General features: G+C 62.7%; 19 protein-coding genes. 12 read left to right on the top strand and 7 right to left on the bottom strand.

Features of this window, described 5'->3' with window-relative positions; translation table 11 throughout:
- The first annotated feature begins 55 nt into the window (after window positions 1-55).
- The 7 genes from lptF (at window position 56) to NKJ13_RS27460 (ending at window position 8,122) form a co-directional block, all read left to right on the top strand.
- Window positions 56-1,258, top strand: coding sequence for an LPS export ABC transporter permease LptF (lptF, locus tag NKJ13_RS27430; protein ID WP_352739669.1), 1,203 nt, complete (start codon window positions 56-58; stop codon window positions 1,256-1,258).
- Complete coding sequence (gene lptG / locus NKJ13_RS27435) at window positions 1,255-2,340, top strand: LPS export ABC transporter permease LptG (RefSeq protein WP_352479326.1); 1,086 nt, start codon at window positions 1,255-1,257, stop codon at window positions 2,338-2,340. Before lptF ends, lptG begins: the two co-directional genes overlap by 4 nt.
- Window positions 2,340-4,757 carry an LPS-assembly protein LptD gene (locus NKJ13_RS27440; RefSeq protein WP_352739671.1) on the top strand — a complete coding sequence of 806 codons (2,418 nt, stop codon included), beginning with the start codon at window positions 2,340-2,342 and terminating at the stop codon, window positions 4,755-4,757. The genes lptG and NKJ13_RS27440 overlap by 1 nt, the downstream gene beginning before the upstream one ends.
- 113 nt (window positions 4,758-4,870) lie before the next feature.
- Entirely contained in the window at window positions 4,871-5,797 is a 927-nt protein-coding gene (locus NKJ13_RS27445) for a peptidylprolyl isomerase (RefSeq protein ID WP_352647392.1), read from the top strand.
- 13 nt (window positions 5,798-5,810) lie between these two features.
- A complete protein-coding gene (gene pdxA, locus NKJ13_RS27450; RefSeq protein ID WP_352778866.1) occupies window positions 5,811-6,830 on the top strand; it encodes a 4-hydroxythreonine-4-phosphate dehydrogenase PdxA in 1,020 nt (339 codons plus the stop codon).
- 83 nt (window positions 6,831-6,913) lie between these two features.
- Complete coding sequence (rsmA, locus tag NKJ13_RS27455; RefSeq protein WP_352689587.1) at window positions 6,914-7,753, top strand: 16S rRNA (adenine(1518)-N(6)/adenine(1519)-N(6))-dimethyltransferase RsmA; 840 nt, start codon at window positions 6,914-6,916, stop codon at window positions 7,751-7,753.
- A 75-nt stretch (window positions 7,754-7,828) separates the two neighbouring features.
- Window positions 7,829-8,122: a DUF1330 domain-containing protein gene (locus tag NKJ13_RS27460; RefSeq protein WP_352739675.1), complete on the top strand. Its 294-nt coding sequence runs from the start codon at window positions 7,829-7,831 to the stop codon at window positions 8,120-8,122.
- On the opposite strand, the gene gmk is transcribed toward NKJ13_RS27460, so the two are convergent.
- From gmk to fabD, 7 genes are all read right to left on the bottom strand, one after another.
- Window positions 8,123-8,779: a guanylate kinase gene (gmk, locus tag NKJ13_RS27465; RefSeq protein ID WP_254820312.1), complete on the bottom strand. Its 657-nt coding sequence runs from the start codon at window positions 8,777-8,779 to the stop codon at window positions 8,123-8,125.
- 33 nt (window positions 8,780-8,812) lie between these two features.
- Entirely contained in the window at window positions 8,813-9,703 is an 891-nt protein-coding gene (locus NKJ13_RS27470) for a YicC/YloC family endoribonuclease (protein ID WP_352739695.1), read from the bottom strand.
- A 137-nt stretch (window positions 9,704-9,840) separates the two neighbouring features.
- The gene (mltG, locus tag NKJ13_RS27475; RefSeq protein ID WP_352479235.1) at window positions 9,841-11,061 is read right to left on the bottom strand and encodes an endolytic transglycosylase MltG; all 1,221 of its coding nucleotides are present in this window, start codon (window positions 11,059-11,061) and stop codon (window positions 9,841-9,843) included.
- Between the two features lie 93 nt (window positions 11,062-11,154).
- Window positions 11,155-12,417, bottom strand: a complete 1,263-nt coding sequence (fabF, locus tag NKJ13_RS27480) for a beta-ketoacyl-ACP synthase II (protein ID WP_254820314.1) — start codon at window positions 12,415-12,417, stop codon at window positions 11,155-11,157.
- A 34-nt stretch (window positions 12,418-12,451) separates the two neighbouring features.
- Entirely contained in the window at window positions 12,452-12,688 is a 237-nt protein-coding gene (locus NKJ13_RS27485; RefSeq protein WP_006203723.1) for an acyl carrier protein, read from the bottom strand.
- Window positions 12,689-12,875: 187 nt separating this feature from the next.
- Window positions 12,876-13,613: a 3-oxoacyl-[acyl-carrier-protein] reductase gene (gene fabG, locus NKJ13_RS27490; RefSeq protein ID WP_352739677.1), complete on the bottom strand. Its 738-nt coding sequence runs from the start codon at window positions 13,611-13,613 to the stop codon at window positions 12,876-12,878.
- Between the two features lie 60 nt (window positions 13,614-13,673).
- Window positions 13,674-14,639, bottom strand: a complete 966-nt coding sequence (fabD, locus tag NKJ13_RS27495; RefSeq protein ID WP_352739679.1) for an ACP S-malonyltransferase — start codon at window positions 14,637-14,639, stop codon at window positions 13,674-13,676.
- Window positions 14,640-14,886: 247 nt separating this feature from the next.
- Between fabD and NKJ13_RS27500 the strand changes: the two genes are divergently transcribed.
- The 5 genes from NKJ13_RS27500 to NKJ13_RS27520 all read left to right on the top strand — a co-directional run bounded on the left by NKJ13_RS27500 (window position 14,887) and on the right by NKJ13_RS27520 (window position 20,338).
- Window positions 14,887-16,812 (top strand): LTA synthase family protein, encoded by a 1,926-nt coding sequence (locus NKJ13_RS27500; RefSeq protein ID WP_352778867.1) that lies wholly within the window; start codon window positions 14,887-14,889, stop codon window positions 16,810-16,812.
- Window positions 16,813-17,356: 544 nt separating this feature from the next.
- Window positions 17,357-17,848, top strand: a complete 492-nt coding sequence (gene rpsF, locus NKJ13_RS27505) for a 30S ribosomal protein S6 (protein ID WP_254820244.1) — start codon at window positions 17,357-17,359, stop codon at window positions 17,846-17,848.
- A complete protein-coding gene (rpsR, locus tag NKJ13_RS27510; RefSeq protein WP_006203718.1) occupies window positions 17,848-18,096 on the top strand; it encodes a 30S ribosomal protein S18 in 249 nt (82 codons plus the stop codon). Before rpsF ends, rpsR begins: the two co-directional genes overlap by 1 nt.
- Window positions 18,097-18,310: 214 nt before the next feature.
- Window positions 18,311-18,895, top strand: coding sequence for a 50S ribosomal protein L9 (rplI, locus tag NKJ13_RS27515; RefSeq protein ID WP_254820243.1), 585 nt, complete (start codon window positions 18,311-18,313; stop codon window positions 18,893-18,895).
- A gap of 153 nt (window positions 18,896-19,048) precedes the next feature.
- Window positions 19,049-20,338 (top strand): cyclopropane fatty acid synthase, encoded by a 1,290-nt coding sequence (locus tag NKJ13_RS27520; protein WP_352739683.1) that lies wholly within the window; start codon window positions 19,049-19,051, stop codon window positions 20,336-20,338.
- Window positions 20,339-20,386: the final 48 nt, after the last annotated feature.

The raw sequence follows: 20,386 nt of genomic DNA on the forward strand, positions 1-20,386 counted from the left end.
ACGACTACCTTGTTCCAAGGCATGATGCCGTTCGAAATCGCCGAGAAAAGCCTTCATGAAGGTCGTTGAACGTTACATCATGCGCCGTGCCTTCGCGGTATTCGCGCTGGCGCTCGTCTGGACGCTGGCGATCGTCTGGACGACTCAGGTCCTCGCCCGCATCGACCTCGTCACCGATAGCGGTCAATCGGCCCTCACCTTTTTCGAAGTCGCAGCGCTGATCATCCCGACGATCGTTCCGATCGTCGTGCCCTTCGCCCTGGTGGTCGCGGTCGCCCAGATCCTCAGCGTGATGAATTCGGATTCGGAGCTCGCCGTCATCAATGCCGCCGGCGCTTCACGCTGGACAATAGTCAGGCCGATCATGCTTCTGGCACTCGCAGCCAGCATTTTTTCGTTCGCGGTCGACAATGGCGTTGACCCCTACGCGCGCCAGAAGAACCGCGAGCTGATAGCATCTTCGCGTGCGGATCTGTTGTCGTTGATCATCCAGGAAGGCACCTTCCGCAAGATCGATGACGGCCTGTTCCTGCAGGTTGGCGAACGGCTTCCCGACAATCGCCTCGGCGGCATCTTCGTCGCCGATTCGCGCGAAGAAGGCGTCAATCTCGTCTATTATGCCAAGTCCGGCAGCATCATCGAACGCGGCGACGAGAAGGTGCTGATGATGAATGACGGGGTGATCCATCGCAAAACCATGACCGGCGACCTCTCGGTGATCCGGTTCACCTCCTATGCCTTCGATTTGTCCGCTTTCATGTCGGCATCATCCGACATCCTGCTTTTGCCGAAGGACCGGACGACCCAGTATCTGCTCAATCCCAGTCCGAACGACAAGATGTACCAGCAAAAGCCGAACAGGTACCTGGCCGAGCTCGACCAGCGTTTTTCCGAGTGGTCCTATTCGCTCGTCTTCGCGCTGATCGCGCTCGCCGTCGCCGGAGATGCACGCTCGCATCGTGAGGCGCGTGTGCACCCGCTGATCACGGCAATCGCGATCGCGCTGTTCGTGCGCTGGCTCGGGTTCTTTGCCGCCGGCAAGGCCGACAAGGTGCCGCAATATGCCTATATGGTCTACGGCGTCCCGATCGTGGCATCGGCGATCGCCATCTGGTTCATTGTTTCCAACCGGACCATGGAACTGCCTGTTGCCTGGGCCGACTGGGTGACCAATCTTGCCGGCCGCTTCAGTGAGGGCTGGAGCGCCATCAAGCTCCGTTTTGCTGGGCGCGGCGCTTCCGGACAGGGAGCCGGCTGATGGGCTGGACTCTGGGTCGATACTTCTTCTTTCGCTATGTGACGATCACCATTTGGTTCTTCATCGGTCTTTTGGCGCTGGTGTTCCTGATCGATTTCACCGAGCTTTCCGGCCGCACGACCGGCGTGCCAGGCTTCACTTACGGAACTGCCTTCGCCATTTCCGGGCTCAGGATGCCGATGATCATGCTGCAGACGGTGCCGTTCGTCGGCCTGTTCTCGGCGATGGCGACCCTGGTGTCGCTCAACCGCAAATATGAATTGGTAATCGCCCGTTCCGCCGGGGTTTCAGCATGGCAGTTCCTGCTGCCATGCTGCATCGGGGCGCTGCTGTTTGGTGCCTTGTCGGTCGGCGTCATCAATCCGATAGCCGCGCACGCCTATTCCTGGTCCGAGCAGATCGAGACCCAGCTCCGTTCGGGCAAGTCGAATACGGTCTCGGCCGATGCCGCACCCTGGATCAGGCAGAAAACCAGTTCCGGCGATACCATCATCGGAGCGCGCGCCATTCTCAATCAAGGCTTGGAGATGGCCGACGCGGTCTTCTTCAGCTTCAGTCCGCAAGGCGATATCATCGAGCGCAAGGATGCGGCGCGCGCGTTTTTGCGGGACGGCTACTGGGAATTGCAGGACGTCAAGGTGTTCCGGGACGGCACCATCCAGTCGTTACCCAGCGATCGGCTGCCGACCAATCTCAAGCCGGAATTCGTGCAAGAGCGGTTGGCGCGCCCTGAGACTATCCCCTTCTACGATTTGCCCGGCAAAGTCGAGGTGGCCCGCTCCTTCGGCCTCAAGGCAAATGCCTTCGCCATGCAGTTCGATTCCCTGGTGGCGCTGCCCTTCCTGCTCGTGGCGATGACGCTGATTGCGGCAACGGTATCAATGCGATTTGCGAGGATGGGGCAGTCGGCGACGATGATTCTGGGTGGCATCGTGGCCGGCTTTCTGCTTTATGTCGTTTCGGTGCTGGTCAAGGCATTCGGCGTAGCGGGATTCGTACCCACAGCCGTAGCGGCTTGGGTCCCGGTTGTCGTGGCTATGTTCTTCGGGGTGACATTCCTGCTATACAAGGAAGACGGCTAGTGAGCGAGGCGGTTTTGCGCAGCCATAGGCACGCCGGTTTGGCACGCCTCTCTGCGGCGAGCGCCTTGGCATGCCTGCTTGCTAGCGTCGCCCCGGCTGCTCCGGCTTTTGCCCAGGACGTCAGTGAGCTGGCAACGAAGGTTCCGAGTGGCACGCAGATGCTGCTGGCAGCCGATACGCTGGTCTACGACAACGACAAGCAGACCGTGACGGCCGTCGGCGGCGTCCAGATCGACTACGGCGGCAACCGTCTCGTCGCCCAGCGGGTCGAATACAACCGCAACACCAAACGCCTCGTCGCCAGCGGCAATGTCGAACTCGTCAATAGCGACGGCACCAAGATCTATTCGCAGCATGCCGACATCACTGACGATTTCGCCGACGGCTTCGTCAACGCGCTGCGGGTCGAGACCATAGACAAGGCCTACTTCGCCGCCGAAAGCGCGGAACGCATGGGCGGCGTGCTGACGACATTCCACAATGGCGTCTACACCGCGTGCGAGCCGTGCGAGGACAAGCCCGACAAAGCGCCGACCTGGCGTATCAAGGCCAGGAAGATCATCTGGAACGGCGAAAAGAAGACGGTTCGCTTCGAAAACTCGAACTTCGAGTTCTTCGGCTTTCCGCTGGCCTATCTGCCGGCTTTCGAGATCGCCGACCCAACGGTCAAGCGCAAGAGCGGCTTCCTGATTCCCGGCGTCGCCTACAAGAGCGACCTCGGCGTGGGTGTTAAAGTCCCCTATTATTTCGCGCTCTCGCCGACCTACGATCTCACTGTCACCGGCAGCGGCTATACCAAGCAAGGTTTCCTCGGTGAGGCCGAGTGGAGGCAGCGCTTCAACAATGGTCAGTACAGCCTGAAAATTGCAGGCATCCGGCAGGAGAATCCCGACGCCTTCATCGACGACAATGGCCACAACGTCAATTCGGGTACCGAAGGCGACCCGAACAGGTTCCGCGGCATGATGGGCACCCAGGGCCAGTTCGCTATCAACCCGCGCTGGGACTTCGGTTGGGACATCCTGCTGCAGAGCGACAAGAATTTCGCGCGCACTTACGACATCGATGGCTTCAACGACAGCGTGCACCGCTCCGAGGTGTATCTGACGGGACTCAACGATCGCAATTACTTCGATGTGCGCGCCATGCACTTCGACGTTCAGGAAGACACTCTCGCCAGCGATCCGACCGCACGCGCCGCCAAGCAGCCCTGGGTGCTGCCCTCGCTCGACTACGCCTATATCCCCGACATGCCGGTGGCCGGCGGGCAGCTCTCGTTCGACGTCAACGCGCGGGTCATAGACCGCGACAGGCTCGATACGGCTCTTGCAGATTCGGGCGTCCCTTCGTCCGTCAACAACGTTCGTGGCATCGACGGTCAATCCGGCCGTCTTACTGCGGAAGCCGAATGGAAGCGCACCATCACCACCGATGGCGGGCTGCTGCTGACGCCGCTCCTGGCGCTGCGCGGCGACGCCGGCTATGTCAACGCCTCCTCCGCCTCGCTTGACGCCATCAACCAGATGGCGACCAATCTCGGCGTTGAGGACGATATGCGTTCATCGCTTGCCCGCTTCATGGCGACCGCCGGCCTTGAGATGCGCTGGCCGGTGCTGTTCTCGATGACCAGTTCCAGCCATGTCTTCGAGCCGATGGCGCAAGTATTCGTGCGTCCGAACGAGCAATATGTCGGCGGGCTGGCGGTTCCCAACGAGGACGCCCAGAGCTTCGTCTTCGACGCCACGACGCTGTTTGAGCGCGACAAATTCTCGGGCTATGACCGCATGGAAGGCGGCACACGCGCCAATGTCGGGCTCCGCTATTCCGGCGCATACGACAATGGCTGGGGCACCAATGCGGTGTTCGGCCAATCCTACCAGCTCGGCGGCCAGAACTCGTTCGGCACGCCGGATCTGGTCAATGTCGGTGCCTATTCGGGTCTTGAAACTGCAACCTCCGACTATGTCGGCCTTGTCGGCTTCAACAGCCCCAGCGGATTTTCCGGCTCGGTCAGCGGCCGTTTCGACGAGCAGAGCTTCGAGATCCGCCGCGCTGAGGTAAAGGCCGCCTTTTCAGGCCTGCCGGTATCGCTGAGCGCCAAATACGCCTTCATCCAGGCGCAGCCGCTCTATGGCTTCTCCACGGATCGCCATGAGGTCACGCTCGGCGCCTCGACGCATCTTGCCGAGAACTGGCGCGTCTTTGGCACCGGCACATATGATCTTGAGCAGAGCGTGCTGGTCAAGGACGGCGTCGGCTTTGCCTATAGTGATTCGTGCTTTACCTATTTGATGACGTTTTCGGAAAGACGTGACCTTAACACCAGGGAAGTGTCGCAGAACGTCGGCTTCAACCTGTCGTTCCGCACGCTCGGCGATTTCGGTTCGTCGCAACGCTCCATCGACACCATCCAATAACGGCAGTCGGCAACGGGGCGGCTGGCGGACGACATTGTTTCGCCGCATAGAGCAGGCACGGATTTCGGCGACCTGAACTGGGATGGGTTGGGTCGAATCGGGATGGAATTGGGATGCTTTCGATGAGGAAATACCTCTTTTCGGCAGGGTTCGCGCTGCTGGTGGCGTTCTCGACCACCGCAGTGACGCGGCCGGCTTTCGCCACCGAGATCAAATACGTCGTCAACAACGTACCGATCACCACAGGCGACATCCAGCATCGGGCCGCTTTCCTGCGCCTGCAGCGCAGAAAGGGCGATGCCGGCCAGGAAATGATAGATCAGACGCTGCGCTCGGCCGAGGCTCGGCGCCTAGGCATCCGCATCAGCGATGCGCAGGTCGATGCCGCCTATCAGCGTTTCGCCACGAACAACAAGATGCAGCTCAAGCAGCTTGACGGTGTGATGGCGCAATCAGGCGTCACCAAGGAGCACTTCAAGGAATTCATCCGAGCGCAGATGGCCTGGAACCAGGCGCTGTCCGCGCGCTACCGCTCCGCCGACGGGGGCGGCGCCATAAGCGAGCAGGACGTCGTCAAGCGCATGCTCGAAAAAGGCGGCAGCAAGCCGAGCGCCACCGAATACATGCTGCAGCAGGTCATCTTCGTCGTGCCGGCAGCCGAGCGCAGCGCGACGCTGGCCAAGCGCAAGCGCGAAGCCGACGCCATGCGCGCCCGCTTCAACGGCTGCAACACCACGCGCGAATTTGCCAAGGGCCTGATCGACGTCACCGTTCGCGACCTCGGCCGGGTGCTGGCGCCGCAACTGCCGCCGGACTGGGCCGAGCAGATCAAGGCCACCAAGGTCGGCGGCGCCACCGCGACGCGCGAGACCGACCGCGGCGTCGAATTCGTCGGCATCTGCTCGTCGCGCGAAGTGTCGGACGACAAAGTCGCGCAGATGGTGTTCCAGAGCGAGGGCTCGAGCGACAAGAACGCCGACGAGCTCTCAAAGAAATACGTCGAGGAGTTGCGGAAGAAAGCCCGCATCATCGAGCGCTGAAGTCGGCATCGCCGTGCCTGATGCAGAGCTTCCGCTGGCGTTGAGCGTCGGCGATCCGTCCGGTGTGGGGCCGGACATCGCCATCGCTGCTTGGCAGGCCCGCGACAGCGCCGGCGTTCCGTCTTTTTATCTCCTTGCCGATCCGGCGCTGATTGCCGCGCGGGCGCACGGGCTCGGCACCGATATCGCGATTGCCGAGACGACGCCGGCGCTAGCGCCTAGTGTGTTTTCGCGCGCGCTGCCGGTGGTGGCGCTTTCCGCCCGTTTCGTCGACAATCCCGGCCGCCCGGATCCAGCCAACGCCGCCGGAATCATCGAGGCGATCGACCGCGCCGTTGCCGACTGCCTGGCCGGCCGCGCTGCCGCGGTCGTCACCTGCCCGATTGCCAAGAAGCCGCTCTACGATGCCGGCTTTCGCTTTCCCGGCCACACCGAATATCTGGCGCATCTGGCATCGCTTCACACCGGCACCGAAGTGATGCCGGTGATGCTGCTTGCCGGTCCGGACCTGCGCACCGTGCCGGTCACTATTCACATCGCACTGGCCGAGGTGCCGAAGGCGCTGACGACCGACCTGATCGTCGCCACCGGCCGCATCACCGCTGCCGACCTTGCAAACCGCTTCGGAATTGCCAAGCCGCGGCTCGCCATCGCCGGCCTCAACCCTCATGCCGGCGAAGGCGGCGCGATAGGCACCGAAGACGAGCGGATCGTGCGCCCGGCGATCGACAGGCTGAGGCAGGAAGGAATAGAAGCCTTCGGGCCATTGCCGGCCGACACCCTGTTTCACGCTCGCGCCCGCGCCGGCTATGACGTGGTGCTCTGCATGTATCATGACCAGGCGCTGATCCCCGCCAAGGCGCTGGCGTTTGACGAGGCAGTCAACGTCACGCTCGGCCTGCCCTTCATCCGCACCTCGCCCGACCACGGCACCGCCTTCGACATCGCCGGCAAGGGCATTGCCCGTGCCGACAGCCTGATTGCGGCGCTGAAACTCGCTCGCCTGCTTGCCGATACCGGGAAAAGGCCGTAGGCCACTGGGCCCAATGAGCCCAATTCGATGGCCTTAACCCGACGAGCCCAGCCCGATGAGCCCAGCCCGAGGAGCCCAACCCGATGAGCATAGACGGCCTGCCGGCACTGCGCGAGGTGATCGAGCGCTATGGGCTGCAGGCGAAAAAGGCACTCGGCCAGAATTTTCTGCTCGACCTTAACCTGACAAGCAAGATTGCGCGGACCGCCGGCGACCTGAGCGACGTTACGGTTATCGAGGTCGGTCCCGGTCCGGGTGGGCTGACTCGGGCCCTGCTCCTCAACGGCGCCCGCCGGGTCGTCGCGATCGAGCGCGACGAGCGCTGCCTGGCGGCCTTGGCCGAGATCGCGAACCACTATCCGGGTCGGCTCGAGATCGTGGCCGGCGATGCGCTGAAAACTGATTTTGCAGCGCTTGCCAAAGGAGCGCCGGGAAGCGGGGGGTCGGCGAAAATCGTTGCCAACCTGCCTTACAATATCGGCACCGAATTGCTGATCCGCTGGCTGACCGTGACCGAGTGGCCGCCTTTCTACGCGTCGATGACGCTGATGTTCCAGCGCGAGGTCGCCGAACGCATTGCAGCCAGCCCCGGCAGCGAGGCCTATGGCCGGCTCGGCGTGCTTGCAGGCTGGCGGACGGAGGCGAGGATTGTCTTCGACGTGCCGCCCCAGGCGTTCACGCCGCCACCCAAGGTGACGTCCTCGGTGGTGCATCTGGTGCCGCGCGCCAGCCCCTTGCCGGCAGAGGTCAAACGGCTTAGCCGCGTCACCGAAGCGGCGTTCGGCCAGCGCCGGAAAATGCTGCGGCAGAGCGTGAAAAGCCTCGGCGGCGAGGCACTGCTCACCCGCGCCGGCATCGATCCGACCAGGCGTGCGGAGACGCTCAGCGTCGAGGAATTCATTCGCCTGACCAACGCGGTGTGATGCCGGGAAGCGCCCGCGTGGAATTTCCGCTCTCATGGCATACATAGCCGGACAAACCCTGCCCGGAGACAAACAGTGGCCGCCTATGTCATCTCCGACGTCACGATCCGTGACGCCGAGGCTATCGAAGCCTATCGCGCCCGCGCGGCTGCCTCCATCGCCCAGCATGGCGGGCGCTATCTGGTACGCGGCGGCGAGGTGGAAAGGCTGGAAGGCGACTGGTCTCCCGGGCCGCTGATCATCGTGGAATTCCCCGACATGGACACGGCGCGGCGTTGGTACCGCTCCGCCGAATATGCCGCGGCATTGGAACTGCGCGACGCCGCGCTCAGCCGCAATCTGATCCTGGTCGCGGGGACAACGCCTTGATCAATCCGTTTTCTCATCGAGCAGCCCCGAGACGAAATCGAACAGGCCCGGCCGGCGATCGCGTCTGAGCCGTTCGGCCGTGACGATGCCGCGCACCTCGGCGAAAGCGCGGTCGAGATCGTCGTTGACGATGACGAAATCATACTCCTTCCAGTGCTCGATCTCGTTGCGGGCGTTCTTGAGCCGCGTCTCGATCACCGCTTCCTGGTCCTCGGCGCGACGCTTCAGCCGCGCCTTCAATTCCTTCATCGATGGCGGCAGGATGAAGATCGAGACGATGTCGGCGCGCATCTTCTCCTTGAGCTGCTGAGCGCCTTGCCAGTCGATATCGAACAGCATGTCGCGGCCTTCGGCCAGCGCCTGTTCGGCCGGCTCGCGCGGCGTCGCGTAGCAATTGCCGTGCACCTCCGCCCATTCGAGCAGCGCATCGGAATCGCGTAGCCGCTCGAACTCGCGCATGGTGCGGAAGTGGTAATGGACGCCCTCGATCTCGCTGCCGCGGCGTGGCCGCGTGGTGACCGAGACCGACAATTCGAGGCTGGAATCGCTCTCCAGCAGATTGCGCGCAATCGTCGACTTGCCGGCGCCTGACGGCGACGACAAGACCAGCATCAGCCCGCGGCGCCGAATGCGGGAACCCAAATCCCTAGCGGTCATGGGGCTTGGCAGTCATGTGGCTTGGCATCGGGATCATTCCAGATTCTGGACCTGTTCGCGAAACTGGTCGACAACCGCCTTCAGTTCCAGCCCGATGGCGGTGACCGCGGCAGCATTCGACTTGGAACACAGCGTATTCGATTCGCGGTTGAATTCCTGTGCCAGGAAATCGAGCTTGCGGCCGATGGCGCCACCGCCGGCGAGCAGCGCCCGCCCCGACGCCACGTGCGTCTTCAGCCTGTCGATTTCCTCGCGTATGTCGGCCTTGGTGGCCAGAAACGCCGCTTCCATATGCAGCCGGCTGGCGTCCAGGTTGGCGGACGCGTCCATCAACAGGCGGATCTGCTCGGCGAGCCTGTCGCGGATCGTGGCCGGCTCGCGTGATGGATCGGCCTCGGCCCGCAGCGTCAGCGCCTCGATGGCATCGATATGGCCGGACAGCAGGGAACGAAGTGCGGCACCTTCGCCCTGGCGCGCCTGCTGCAGCCCGTTCAGTGCTGCTTCCAGCGCCGACAGTATCGCGGTATCGAGCGCACTGCGCGCCTCTTCGGTTTCGATGGTTTCGGGAATGTCGAGCACGCCGCGCAGCGCAAGCAGCCCGTCGGCCGCCGCAGGGGCTACCCCGAACTGCTCCTGCAGCCGCTTGGCCAAGCCCGCCAGATCCTTCAGGAAAGCCTCGTTGACCACGGGTTGCGCTTGTGCGCCGGCGGCGCGGCCAATGGTCAGCGTCATCTGAAAATTGCCGCGCGCAAAACGCTTTTGCACCGTCTGCCGGACGGCCGGCTCCAGCCGGTCGAAACCTTGCGGCAGCCGCAACCTGACCTCGACGCTTTTGCCGTTGACGGACTTGGCTTCCCAGGCAATCGAAGTACCGTCGTGTTCGGCGACACTGCGCGCAAAACCGGTCATGCTCTGCAAGTTCATGTAGCCGTGCGTCCCTTTGCCGAATGCCCTCAAGCCGGAGCGATTTTCTCCGGGCAGGATCATGTGAATTCCAATGCCATAGCAGCCCTTGCACATCCACCCGGACATGCACAGGGCCAACCTGATGGCGTCCGGCCCTACTGGGCGGCGGTGGCGCCCGCATCGTCAACGATGGCTCCCGCCGGCGTGTCGGCTCCGGTATTGGTTGCCCCGGCCTTGGCGGCGTCCTGCGCCTGCTTTTTCAGCAGTGCCCGGTAGCGAGCGACATTCTCGTTATGCTCATCGAGCGTCGAGGCAAAGACGTGGCCGCCGCTGCCGTCGGCGACGAAGTAGAGATCGCTGGTCTTCGACGGATTGGCGACGGCCTCCAGCGCCGCACGGCCGGGATTGGCGATCGGCGTCGGCGGCAAACCGTTGATCAGATAGGTGTTGTAGGGCGTCGGCTTCTGGATGTCCGACTGATAGATCGGGCGATCGATGGGTTTGCCCTTGCCACCGAACAGGCCGTAGATGATGGTCGGGTCCGACTGCAGCCGCATACCCTTGGCCAGCCGATTGAGGAAGACGGCGGCTACGCGCGAGCGTTCATCGCCCTTGCCGGTCTCCTTCTCGACGATCGAGGCCAGGGTGACAAAATCCTCAACATTGGCGATCGGCAGATCCGGCGCTCGGCGCTGCCAGACCTCGTCTACCAGCTTCTTCTGGTCGGCCAGAAGCTTGTCGACCATCTGCTGGCGTGTTGCGCCGCGGGTGAAGCGCAGCGTGTCGGTGGCGAGGCTGCCCTCAGGTGGGGTGGTCGACGGCATATCGCCGGTCAGCGCGTCCTGCTCGGCGATCCGTTGCAGCGCCTGCTCCACCGTCAGCCCCTCGGGGATAGTCAGCGAATACATCACCGACTTGCCGCTCTTCAGCAGTTCCATGATGTCGTGCATCGACGCCTGCGGCTTGATCTCGTATTCGCCGGCCTTCAGGGCGGAATCATTGCCGAAGGCGCGCACGCCAAGGCGGAAAATGCGGGCGTCGCTGATCAGTCCTCGCCGCTCAAGCTGGTCGGCGATCTCCTGGACGCCGCTATTCGGCTTGACCAGGAAAGTGTCCCCATTGGCCGACGGGCCGGGCTCGTTGAACTCCTGCTTGCCGAAATACAGCGCAACGCCTGCCGCCAGAACCATCAGCATCACCGAAGAGATGACGAAGTTCATGAACACGACGAACTGGCTGCGCGAGGCACGCGAGCGCTTCGGCGGCGGCGTGCCGGCCTCGGGCCGCAACGCCTCGCTGGCCGTTTTCGGCACGATCGGGCCGGACGTTGCTGGCCGTTGCCCGAATTCCCCGTTATCGGCCGGATTTGTGTTCATAGCGCCCTACCATCTGATCTTGCGACGAATCCCCTCGGGCAGAGTAGGGGCGAATATGGCAAAATTGACGGCAGACGGAAACCGGCAGAGCGGTCAGCCATTGTAGCGCTGGAAGACGAGCGAGGCGTTGGTGCCACCGAAGCCGAAGGAGTTGGACAGCGCCACGTCGATCTGCCGGGCTCGCGGCTTGTGCGGCACCAGGTCGATCGCCGTTTCGCGCTCCGGATTGTCGAGATTGATGGTCGGCGGCGCGATGTTGTCGCGAATGGCGAGGATGGAAAAGATCGCCTCGGCAGCACCAGCCGCGCCCAGCAGGTGGCCAATCGACGATTTGGTCGACGACATCGATATCTTAGAGGCGGCGTTGCCGACCAGCCGCTCGACGGCGCCGAGTTCGATCGTGTCGGCCATGGTCGATGTGCCGTGCGCGTTGATGTAGTCGACATCTGCGGGCGTCAGCTTCGCCCGGTTTAGCGCCGCTGTCATGCAACGGAAAGCGCCGTCGCCATCCTCGGCAGGCGCGGTGATGTGATAGGCGTCGCCGGTCAGACCGTAGCCGGTGACCTCGGCATAGATCTTGGCGCCGCGGGCCTTGGCGTGTTCGAGTTCTTCGAGCACGACAACACCGGCGCCCTCGCCCATGACGAAGCCGTCGCGATCGCGATCATAGGGGCGCGAGGCCGTTTGCGGCGCGTCGTTGCGCTCGGTGGAGAGCGCGCGGCAAGCGGCGAACCCGGCGATCGACAGTCTCGTCACCGGCGCTTCGGCGCCGCCTGCGACCATAACGTCTGCATCGCCCCAGATGATCAGGCGGGCCGCGTCGCCGATGGCGTGCGCACCGGTCGAGCAAGCGGTGACAACGGCGTGGTTTGGGCCTTTCAGCCCATGCCGGATCGAGACCTGGCCGGAGACGAGGTTGATGATCTGGCCGGGGATGAAGAACGGGCTGATGCGGCGCGGGCCGCGTTCCTTGAGGATCATCGCATTCTCGGCGATGCCTTCGATGCCGCCGATGCCAGAACCGATCAGCACGCCGGTGGCGCACTGATCCTCGTGCGTCTTCGGCTGCCAGCCGGAATCCTTGAGTGCCTCGTCGGCGGCCGCGATTCCGTACAGGATAAAATCGCCGATCTTACGCAGTTCCTTCGGCTCGAGAACGGCTTCAGGATTGAAAGTGGCGTTGGAGCCGTCACCGCGCGGAATGACGTGGGCGACCTTGCAGGCAAGGTCTTCCACCTCGAATTCGGTGATGCGCTTGGCTGCGCTGCGGCCGGTTAGAAGCTCCTTCCAGCTGTGCTCGAAGCCCATGCCGAACGGCGAAAGCAGCCCAAGGCCCGTGACGACGACACGCCTCATCGCAGGTCCTCCTCGGTGATGACTGCAAATAGCGTCAGGCCGAGGCCTTGTCGATGTATTTCACCGCATCGCCAACAGTCAGGATGGTCTCGGCGGCGTCGTCCGGGATCTCGACACCGAACTCTTCTTCGAACGCCATGACAAGTTCGACCGTGTCGAGGCTGTCCGCGCCCAGATCATCGATGAAGCTCGCCTGCTCCGTCACCTTGTCGGCATCGACGCCAAGGTGCTCGATGACGATCTTCTTGACGCGCTCTGCGGTGTCACTCATTTGGGCATCCTCGTCTTTTGGTTGTCTGTCTTCGTTAGCGGGCAGAATGCCGCTAATCAAGCTGAAAGATGGTCCTGCCGGAAACGCAGCGGAACAGGACCGGTTTTTGCCCGAACCGCCGGGTTGCGGGCGGCATTACACGAAAAATCCCGTGCATCCAAGACGGAATGAAGCGTTTTCCCAAGTGTTAGATCATTGCCATGCCGCCATTGACATGAATGGTCTGGCCGGTGACGTAGGCTGCCTCGTTGGAAGCTAGGTAGGCGACGGCAGAGGCGACTTCGGCGCCCGTGCCCATGCGCCGGGTCGGGATCGCCGCCATGATCGCCTCTTTCTGCTTGTCGTTGAGCTTGGCGGTCATCGCCGATTCGATGAAGCCCGGGGCGACGCAGTTGACGGTGATATTGCGGGTGGCGATCTCCTGCGCCAGCGATTTGGTAAAGCCGATCATACCGGCTTTGGAGGCGCAGTAATTGGTCTGGCCGGGATTGCCGGTGACGCCAACCACTGAAGTGATGTTGATGATGCGGCCATGGCGGCGGCGCATCATCGGATGGGTAAGCTCGCGGGTCAGCCGGAACACGGCGGTCAGGTTGACCTCGAGCACGCTATCCCAGTCGGCGTCAGCCATGCGCACGAACAACCCGTCCTTGGTGATGCCGGCATTGTTGACGAGGATGTCGACGCCTTCGAGGTCGGCCTCCGCCTTCTGGCCGAGCGCCTTGACGTCGTCGCGGTTGGAAAGATTGGCCGGGAAAAGCTTGACCCGGTCGCCCAGTTCGGCGGCCAGCGCCTCCAATTTCTCGATACGTGTGCCTTGCAGGCCGACGATGGCGCCCTGGCCGTGCAGCACGCGGGCGATCGCCTCGCCGATACCTCCAGATGCGCCGGTGACGAGCGCCTTGCGGCCGGTCAATTCGAACATTCTTGCCTCCTGATCTGAGCGAACACCCTTTGCATGGAGCGGGGTCAAATCGCCAGTTGATTATGCAAGCGCCGCCAGCGCCGCCTCGACATCCGCCGCGGATCCGATGGCAGTGGTGGCAATATCGCGGTTGATGCGGCGGGCCAGCCCCGACAGCACCTTGCCGGCGCCCACTTCGTAAAGCGTCGCAACGCCGTTGCTGCTGAACCACTCAACCGTTTCGCGCCAGCGCACGCGCCCGATCACCTGTTCGACGAGGCGGCGGGCAATCTCGTCAGGATCGCTCGTCGGGGTCACCGTAACATTCGAGACAAGCGGCACGACCGGCGCACGCTTCGTCACGGCGGCCAGCGCCTCCCGCATGATCTCGGCCGCAGGCTTCATCAATGCCGAATGGAAGGGCGCCGAGACCTGCAGCATCAGCGCCCGCTTGGCGCCCTTCTCCGTGCATAGCTTTGCCGCCAGTTCGACCGCCGGCCTGGCGCCGGAGATCACCAGCTGGCCGCCGCCATTGTCGTTGGCGATCTGGCAAACCAAGGCTTGCGCGGGATCTTTGGCGGTGCCTTGGGCGGCCTCTGCGCAAGCGGCCTCGACGTCGGCCTGTTCCAGCCCGATGATCGCCGCCATGGCGCCCTCGCCGGCCGGTACAGCCGCCTGCATGGCATTGCCGCGGATACGCAACAGCCGGGCGGCGTCGGCGACCGAAACGAAACCAGCGGCCGCAAGTGCCGAATATTCACCGAGCGAATGGCCGGCGACATAGGTGACCTTGCCGTTCAGGGAGAAGCCGCGCGCCTCCAGCGCCCGGACTGCGGCAAGTGACACCGCCATCAGCGCCGGCTGGGCATTGGCGGTCAGCGTCAGCGTCTCTTCCGGGCCTTCCCAGATCAGCTGCGATAGTTTTTCACCGAGCGCGTCGTCGACTTCCTCGAAGATCCGCCGCGATTCCACAAAAGTATCGGCGAGGTCCTTGCCCATGCCGACAGCCTGGCTGCCCTGCCCCGGAAAGGTGAATGCTATGGCCATCGTCGGCTCCCAGCTGCTGGTTCTCGCTGCCTGTGACGCAAGGCGTGCGCCCAAGTCAAGTCCAACCTTGACCGCTCAGCGTCGGCCGAGTGCCTGTTTCGGCAGGCTTTTTGGCGATCACTCATGATGAAAACCGCTCACGATTTGTTTGCTGGCTCTTCTTATTTCCGCCGCAGGCGCTAGGCTTTGCGTGACAGTTCGATGACAATCGAGTGACGCCTTTGTTGCGGGCCGGGGAACTATTGAAGTGGCAAAGACCAAGCAGAGCGCAGCCGAGGCGGCGCCACAGTTTCTTGAAGGCGATCCGTCGACTGGCTATCTGCCGGCGCGCAGATGGCCTGTCATCCGCTATGGCCTTATCAGCTTTCTGGCTGCGGCCATCCTGGTGTTTGCCATCGAACTGATCGTGCGCGGCAACTTTGCCGGCACCATTGATTTCTTTCTGCAGCCTTTCAAACCCGGCTGGACCACGATTGTCATTTTTGCGCTGATCCTCATCGGCCTCGACGCCGTGCTCGGCCGCAGCCATCAGAGCCTGATGATCGTCGCGCCGCTGACATTGTCGCTGGCGTTCGTCGGCCACCAGAAGTCGCTCTATCTCGGCGATCCGCTCTATCCGACCGATTTCCTCTATTCCCGGCAGATCGTGGCACTGATGCCGCTCCTGGTCCGCGATCGCCCGGGAACCGCCATTGCCCTGGCGATCGGCATCGTCGGCGGGCTGTCGCTGCTCGTCTATGGCTCGCGGTTATGGCGCCGCCGCGTTCCGGCGCTCAGCCACAAGGGCCGCCTTGCCCGGCTGACGCTGACGGTGCCGCTGATCGCTTTCTTCGTCTCCATCATGGACTATGCCACTTTCTCGTGGACGCGCGACCGGCTACAGATCATCCCGATTATGTGGGACCAGAAGGAAAACTATGCCTCGAACGGTTTTGCGCTCGCCTTCGCGCTGAACGTCCCGATGGCGCATGTCTCGGCGCCGCCCGGCTATTCCGACAAGGCGATCGAAGCGATCGGCAAACCGCAGGTGATCGCCTCGGTACCCGCCGAGAAGCCCGACATCATCGTCGTGATGAGCGAATCCTTCTGGGATCCGACCAAGCTGCCCGGCGTCACCATCACACCCGACCCTATCCCCAATGTGCGGGCACTGCGCACGGGCTACATGTTCTCGCCCGAGTTCGGCGGCATGACGGCCAACATCGAGTTCGAGGCCCTGACCGGCTTTTCCAACGCCTTCCTGCCGGCGGGCAGCATTCCCTACCAGCAATATGTGCGGACACCGACTCCCTCGCTGGCGACCTTCCTGAAAAGTCAGGGCTACCGGGCACGCGCCATCCATCCCGGCACCAACTGGTTCTGGAACCGGGGGGCCGTCTATGCCGATTTCGGCTTCAACGACTTCAAGTCCGAGGAGACGTTGCCGCCCATGCAGAAGCGCGGACCGCTCGCGTCGGACGCAGCGATGACCGACGAGATCATCCGCGAAGCCGATACCAGCGCCGAGCCGGTCTTCTTTTTCGCCGTCAGCCTGCAGAACCACGGGCCGTATGAGCCGTATCGCTATAACAATCCGACCCACAAGGTGCAGGCGCCGATCAGCCAATGGGCACGTGAATCGCTGTTGAGCTACGCCGAAGGCTCTTCCGATGCGGACCGCGGCCTCGAGCGGCTGATCGAATGGGCGAAGAAACGCGAGCGGCCGACCGTCATCGCATTCTTCGGCGATCACCTGCCGCCGCTTGGGCCGGTCTACGTCGAGACCGGTTTCCTGAAGGACAATGTCGCGCCGCGCAAGGAGGCGGCCGACCAGATGCTGCAGCACCACCAGACGCCATTGATCGTCTGGTCGAACCGCAGCGGCCCGGCCGAGGATCTGGGCGCCGTCAGCCCGGCCTTCCTGCCCTATCATATCCTGAAAACGGCCGGCATCAGCCATCCCTATTACACCGGCTTCCTCGGCCAGCTGCGAGAGCGCTACCGCGTCATCGACCGCAATTTGCTGTTGGCACCGGGGGGCGAGGCCACCCCCGATTGGTCGCGTCAGAAAGAGATCGACCCGGCAATCCGCGACTTCCGTCTGCTGCAATACGACATGATGTTCGGCAAGCGCCATGCGGCGCCCGATTTCTTCCCCGAAACCACAGGCAAAGTGGCTGCGCACACGAGCTGAGGCAGCTGAAGTTGCAGCGTGATGCGCGAACTCCGATCGTGTCGTCGAGAGATGGGAATTGTTGTAGCTGATTGCCGACTGCGTAGAGCTGTTCGATTTGTTGGCGTTACCTCGATCGTCTCCCGCGATTATACGAACAGGGCATCCGGTTTGTTTTGTCAGGCGAAATGCGGGAAAACATTCTTGGGTCCGGGCAGGGAATCCGTAAGACCTTGCGAATGAGGCCAGCAGCCGAATAAAATCGGACAACTTGCGTGCAACTCATCTGCTTACGACACGTCGGCCGTTTGCCCTTGCCTTGCAGCCAAATTCCTGTATAGACGCCCGCAATCTGCCGGTCCTTGCTGGGGGCTGAACGGAGGGCCGGAGGTTTTTCGAAACCTTCGCGTGAAGCCAGAAGCGCTTCCGCCTCCCGTGTCTCCGCTCTCGACCGTCTCGTCATGCTCCTTTCTTCCCCGCCTTCGCAAGGATTGCGGGTCAGAGAAGTTGCAGAGGCTTTTGCCGCCGGGAACCGGGAGAGAAAACGAAGAAAGGCACGAACACTATGGCTCTATACGAACATGTGTTTCTTGCTCGGCAGGACCTCTCGCAGCAGCAGGTCGATGCGCTTGTCGAACAGTACAAGGGCGTCATCACCGCGAATGGCGGGTCCGTCGGCCGGGTCGAGAACTGGGGACTGAAGTCCCTCACCTACCGGGTCAACAAGAACCGGAAGGCATATTATACACTCATGGACATCACCTGCCCCCCGGCCGCGCTCAACGAAATGGAGCGCCAGATGGGTCTGTCCGAGGACGTACTGCGTTTCCTGACCATCAAGGTCGATGCGCATGAGGAAGGTCCGTCGGCAATGATGCAGAAGCGCGAAGAGCGCTCGGAACGCGGCGGCTTCGGCGACCGCGACCGTGGCCCGCGCTCATTCGGCGACCGCGATCGCGGTGACCGTGGTGATCGTCCGCCGCGCAGCTTCGGCGATGGCGGTGCCGATCGTGGCCCGCGCCGTCCGCGCGAAGGCTTTGAAGGAGCCGCAGAATAATGGTCGACATCAATCAGATCCCAACCCGGCGCCCCTTCCACCGCCGCCGCAAGACTTGCCCGTTCTCTGGCGCCAACGCGCCGAAGATCGACTACAAGGACGTGCGGCTTCTGCAGCGCTACATCTCCGAGCGCGGCAAGATCGTGCCATCGCGCATCACCGCCGTCAGCCAGAAGAAGCAGCGCGAACTCGCCAAGGCGATCAAGCGTGCCCGCTTCCTCGGCCTGCTGCCCTACGTGGTCCGCTAAATCTACGCGGGCGGTTCGCCGCCCGCTTTTTGTCACCGGCCACGACGGGCGTAGCCGGATCGAACACCAAATCCCGGGTTGGATTTCGACAAGAGATCCTAACTGCCGCGACAGGCAGGACAGCGACACAGGCGGCGACGCCCCAGCTTCCTGACCTGTTCCAGAGAACTCGGCGCCGATCCTGAGGATAGCGCCCAAGCGAAGGAACAAAACCATGGAAGTCATTCTTCTCGAACGCGTTTCCCGCCTCGGCCAGATGGGCGACACTGTCAAGGTCAAGGACGGATTCGCCCGCAATTTCCTGTTGCCGCAGGGCAAGGCGCTGCGCGCCAACGAAGCTAACAAGAAGAAGTTCGAGGGACAGCGGGCGCAACTGGAAGCCCGCAACCTGGAGCGCAAGTCCGAGGCCGCGCAGATTGCAGAAAAGCTCGACGGCAAGAGCTTCATCGCCGTGCGCTCGGCCGGCGAGACCGGTCAGCTTTATGGTTCGGTCTCGACACGCGACATCGCCGAGCTGGTGACGGCGGAAGGTTTTTCGGTCAACCGCAACCAGATCCTGCTCAATCAGCCGATCAAGACCATTGGCGTCACCAATGTGGCGATCGCGCTGCATCCGGAGGTCGAGGTTACCATCACGCTCAACATTGCCCGCACGGCCGACGAAGCCGAGCGCCAGGCCAAGGGCGAAACGCTGACCACCGCCGAAGCCATCTACGGCGAGGACATCAACGATAATGCGCGGCCGGAAAACTTCTTCGATCCGAATGCGGAGTTCGAGGGCGGCGAAGACAACGGCTGATCCTCATTCGTCGGCATTCGCCGGCTAATCGCTATTCTGGACCAATGCCCGGGCCTCGTACCCGGGCATTTTTATGCCAAATGGAACTTTTCGAACCCCTATATCTTGATGCAGAATAAGACAGCCTGTCTGACCGAGAGGGGACATTTGGTCATGAATATTCTGCTGAAACGCATTCTCGACCGCCTGGTCCGCACAGGCAATCTCAAGGTGACAGGGCCGCAAGGCTCGATGGTGACTTTCGGTGACGGCAGCGGCGAGCCGGTGCACATGCATATCAAGACAAGGCATGCCGAGCGCGCCATCACTTTCGATCCGATGCTGGCGGTGCCGGAAGCCTACATGGACGGTGAACTCGACATTCTCGAGGGCGGCGTGCTGGGGTTGATGCGCATTGCGTTCCAGAACATGGGCAGCGGCGGTATCGATGCCACCTGGTCGAAAGCGATCGAAGGTCTGCGCCACGCCTTCCGGCGCCTGCAGCAGATCAACACGGCGTCGCGGGCGCGCCGCAACGTGCAGCGCCATTACGATCTGTCGGGCGACCTCTACCGCCTCTTCCTCGATGAGGACATGCAATATTCCTGCGCTTATTTCGAGCAGCCGGATATGACCCTCGACGAGGCACAAGCGGCCAAGAAGCGCCATATTGCCGCCAAGCTCAGGCTGAGGGCCGGCCAGACGGTGCTCGATATCGGCTCCGGCTGGGGTGGGCTTGGGCTTTATCTCGCCAAGGCGTTCGACGTCGACGTACAGGGCGTGACGCTGTCGACCGAGCAGCACGGCGTCGCCACCGACCGCGCCCATGCGCAAGGCCTGCAAAACCGGGTTCATTTCGACATCAAGGACTATCGCGAACTCAATGAACGTTTCGATCGCATCGTCTCGGTCGGCATGTTCGAGCATGTCGGCGTCAATCATTTCCGCACCTTCTTCGACAAGTCGGCGACGCTGCTGAAGCCGGACGGCGTCATGCTGCTGCATACGATCGGCCGCTCCGGCGTGCCGTGGGCGACCAGCGCCTTCATCCGCAAATACATCTTCCCGGGCGGCTATATTCCGTCGCTCTCCGAAGTGATGCCGGCCATCGAAAAATCGGGGCTCGTCGTCACCGACATCGAGGTTCTGCGGCTGCATTATGCCGAGACGCTGAAGCATTGGGGCGAACGCTTCGCCGCCAACCGCGACAAGGCCAAGGCGATTTATGACGAGCGCTTCTGCCGTATGTGGGAGTTCTATCTTGCCGCCTCGGAAGCTGCCTTCCGCTGGCAGGATCTGGTGATTTTCCAGATCCAGATTGCCAAGAAGAACGACACGCTGCCGATGACGCGCGACTACATGGCCAACTGTGAGAAGGCGCTGGAGATGCGCGATCTTGGACGTCGTGAAAAGGCTCCGGCGGCCAAGCCCGCTCGCCGCCGCAAAGTGGCGGATCCGGAGTAGGCGGCCGGCGATCGTCCCATTGCCGCTTGCCATTGCCGGCTGGCACGC

The sequence above is a fragment of the Mesorhizobium sp. M0174 genome (assembly GCF_040322275.1).
Taxonomy (GTDB): Bacteria; Pseudomonadota; Alphaproteobacteria; order Rhizobiales; family Rhizobiaceae; genus Mesorhizobium.

Excerpts from the sequence above, each read along its gene's own strand:
- NKJ13_RS27520 (WP_352739683.1), top strand. The coding sequence starts at position 19,049 with ATGAATATTCTGCTGAAACGCATTCTCGACCGCCTGGTCCGCACAGGC.
- rplI (WP_254820243.1), top strand. The coding sequence starts at position 18,311 with ATGGAAGTCATTCTTCTCGAACGCGTTTCCCGCCTCGGCCAGATGGGC.
- rpsF (WP_254820244.1), top strand. The coding sequence starts at position 17,357 with ATGGCTCTATACGAACATGTGTTTCTTGCTCGGCAGGACCTCTCGCAG.
- rsmA (WP_352689587.1), top strand. The coding sequence starts at position 6,914 with ATGAGCATAGACGGCCTGCCGGCACTGCGCGAGGTGATCGAGCGCTAT.
- NKJ13_RS27485 (WP_006203723.1), bottom strand. The coding sequence starts at position 12,688 with ATGAGTGACACCGCAGAGCGCGTCAAGAAGATCGTCATCGAGCACCTT.
- fabG (WP_352739677.1), bottom strand. The coding sequence starts at position 13,613 with ATGTTCGAATTGACCGGCCGCAAGGCGCTCGTCACCGGCGCATCTGGA.
- gmk (WP_254820312.1), bottom strand. The coding sequence starts at position 8,779 with ATGACCGCTAGGGATTTGGGTTCCCGCATTCGGCGCCGCGGGCTGATG.
- mltG (WP_352479235.1), bottom strand. The coding sequence starts at position 11,061 with ATGAACACAAATCCGGCCGATAACGGGGAATTCGGGCAACGGCCAGCA.
- NKJ13_RS27445 (WP_352647392.1), top strand. The coding sequence starts at position 4,871 with ATGCTTTCGATGAGGAAATACCTCTTTTCGGCAGGGTTCGCGCTGCTG.
- lptF (WP_352739669.1), top strand. The coding sequence starts at position 56 with ATGAAGGTCGTTGAACGTTACATCATGCGCCGTGCCTTCGCGGTATTC.
- NKJ13_RS27470 (WP_352739695.1), bottom strand. The coding sequence starts at position 9,703 with ATGAACTTGCAGAGCATGACCGGTTTTGCGCGCAGTGTCGCCGAACAC.
- rpsR (WP_006203718.1), top strand. The coding sequence starts at position 17,848 with ATGGTCGACATCAATCAGATCCCAACCCGGCGCCCCTTCCACCGCCGC.
- fabD (WP_352739679.1), bottom strand. The coding sequence starts at position 14,639 with ATGGCCATAGCATTCACCTTTCCGGGGCAGGGCAGCCAGGCTGTCGGC.
- fabF (WP_254820314.1), bottom strand. The coding sequence starts at position 12,417 with ATGAGGCGTGTCGTCGTCACGGGCCTTGGGCTGCTTTCGCCGTTCGGC.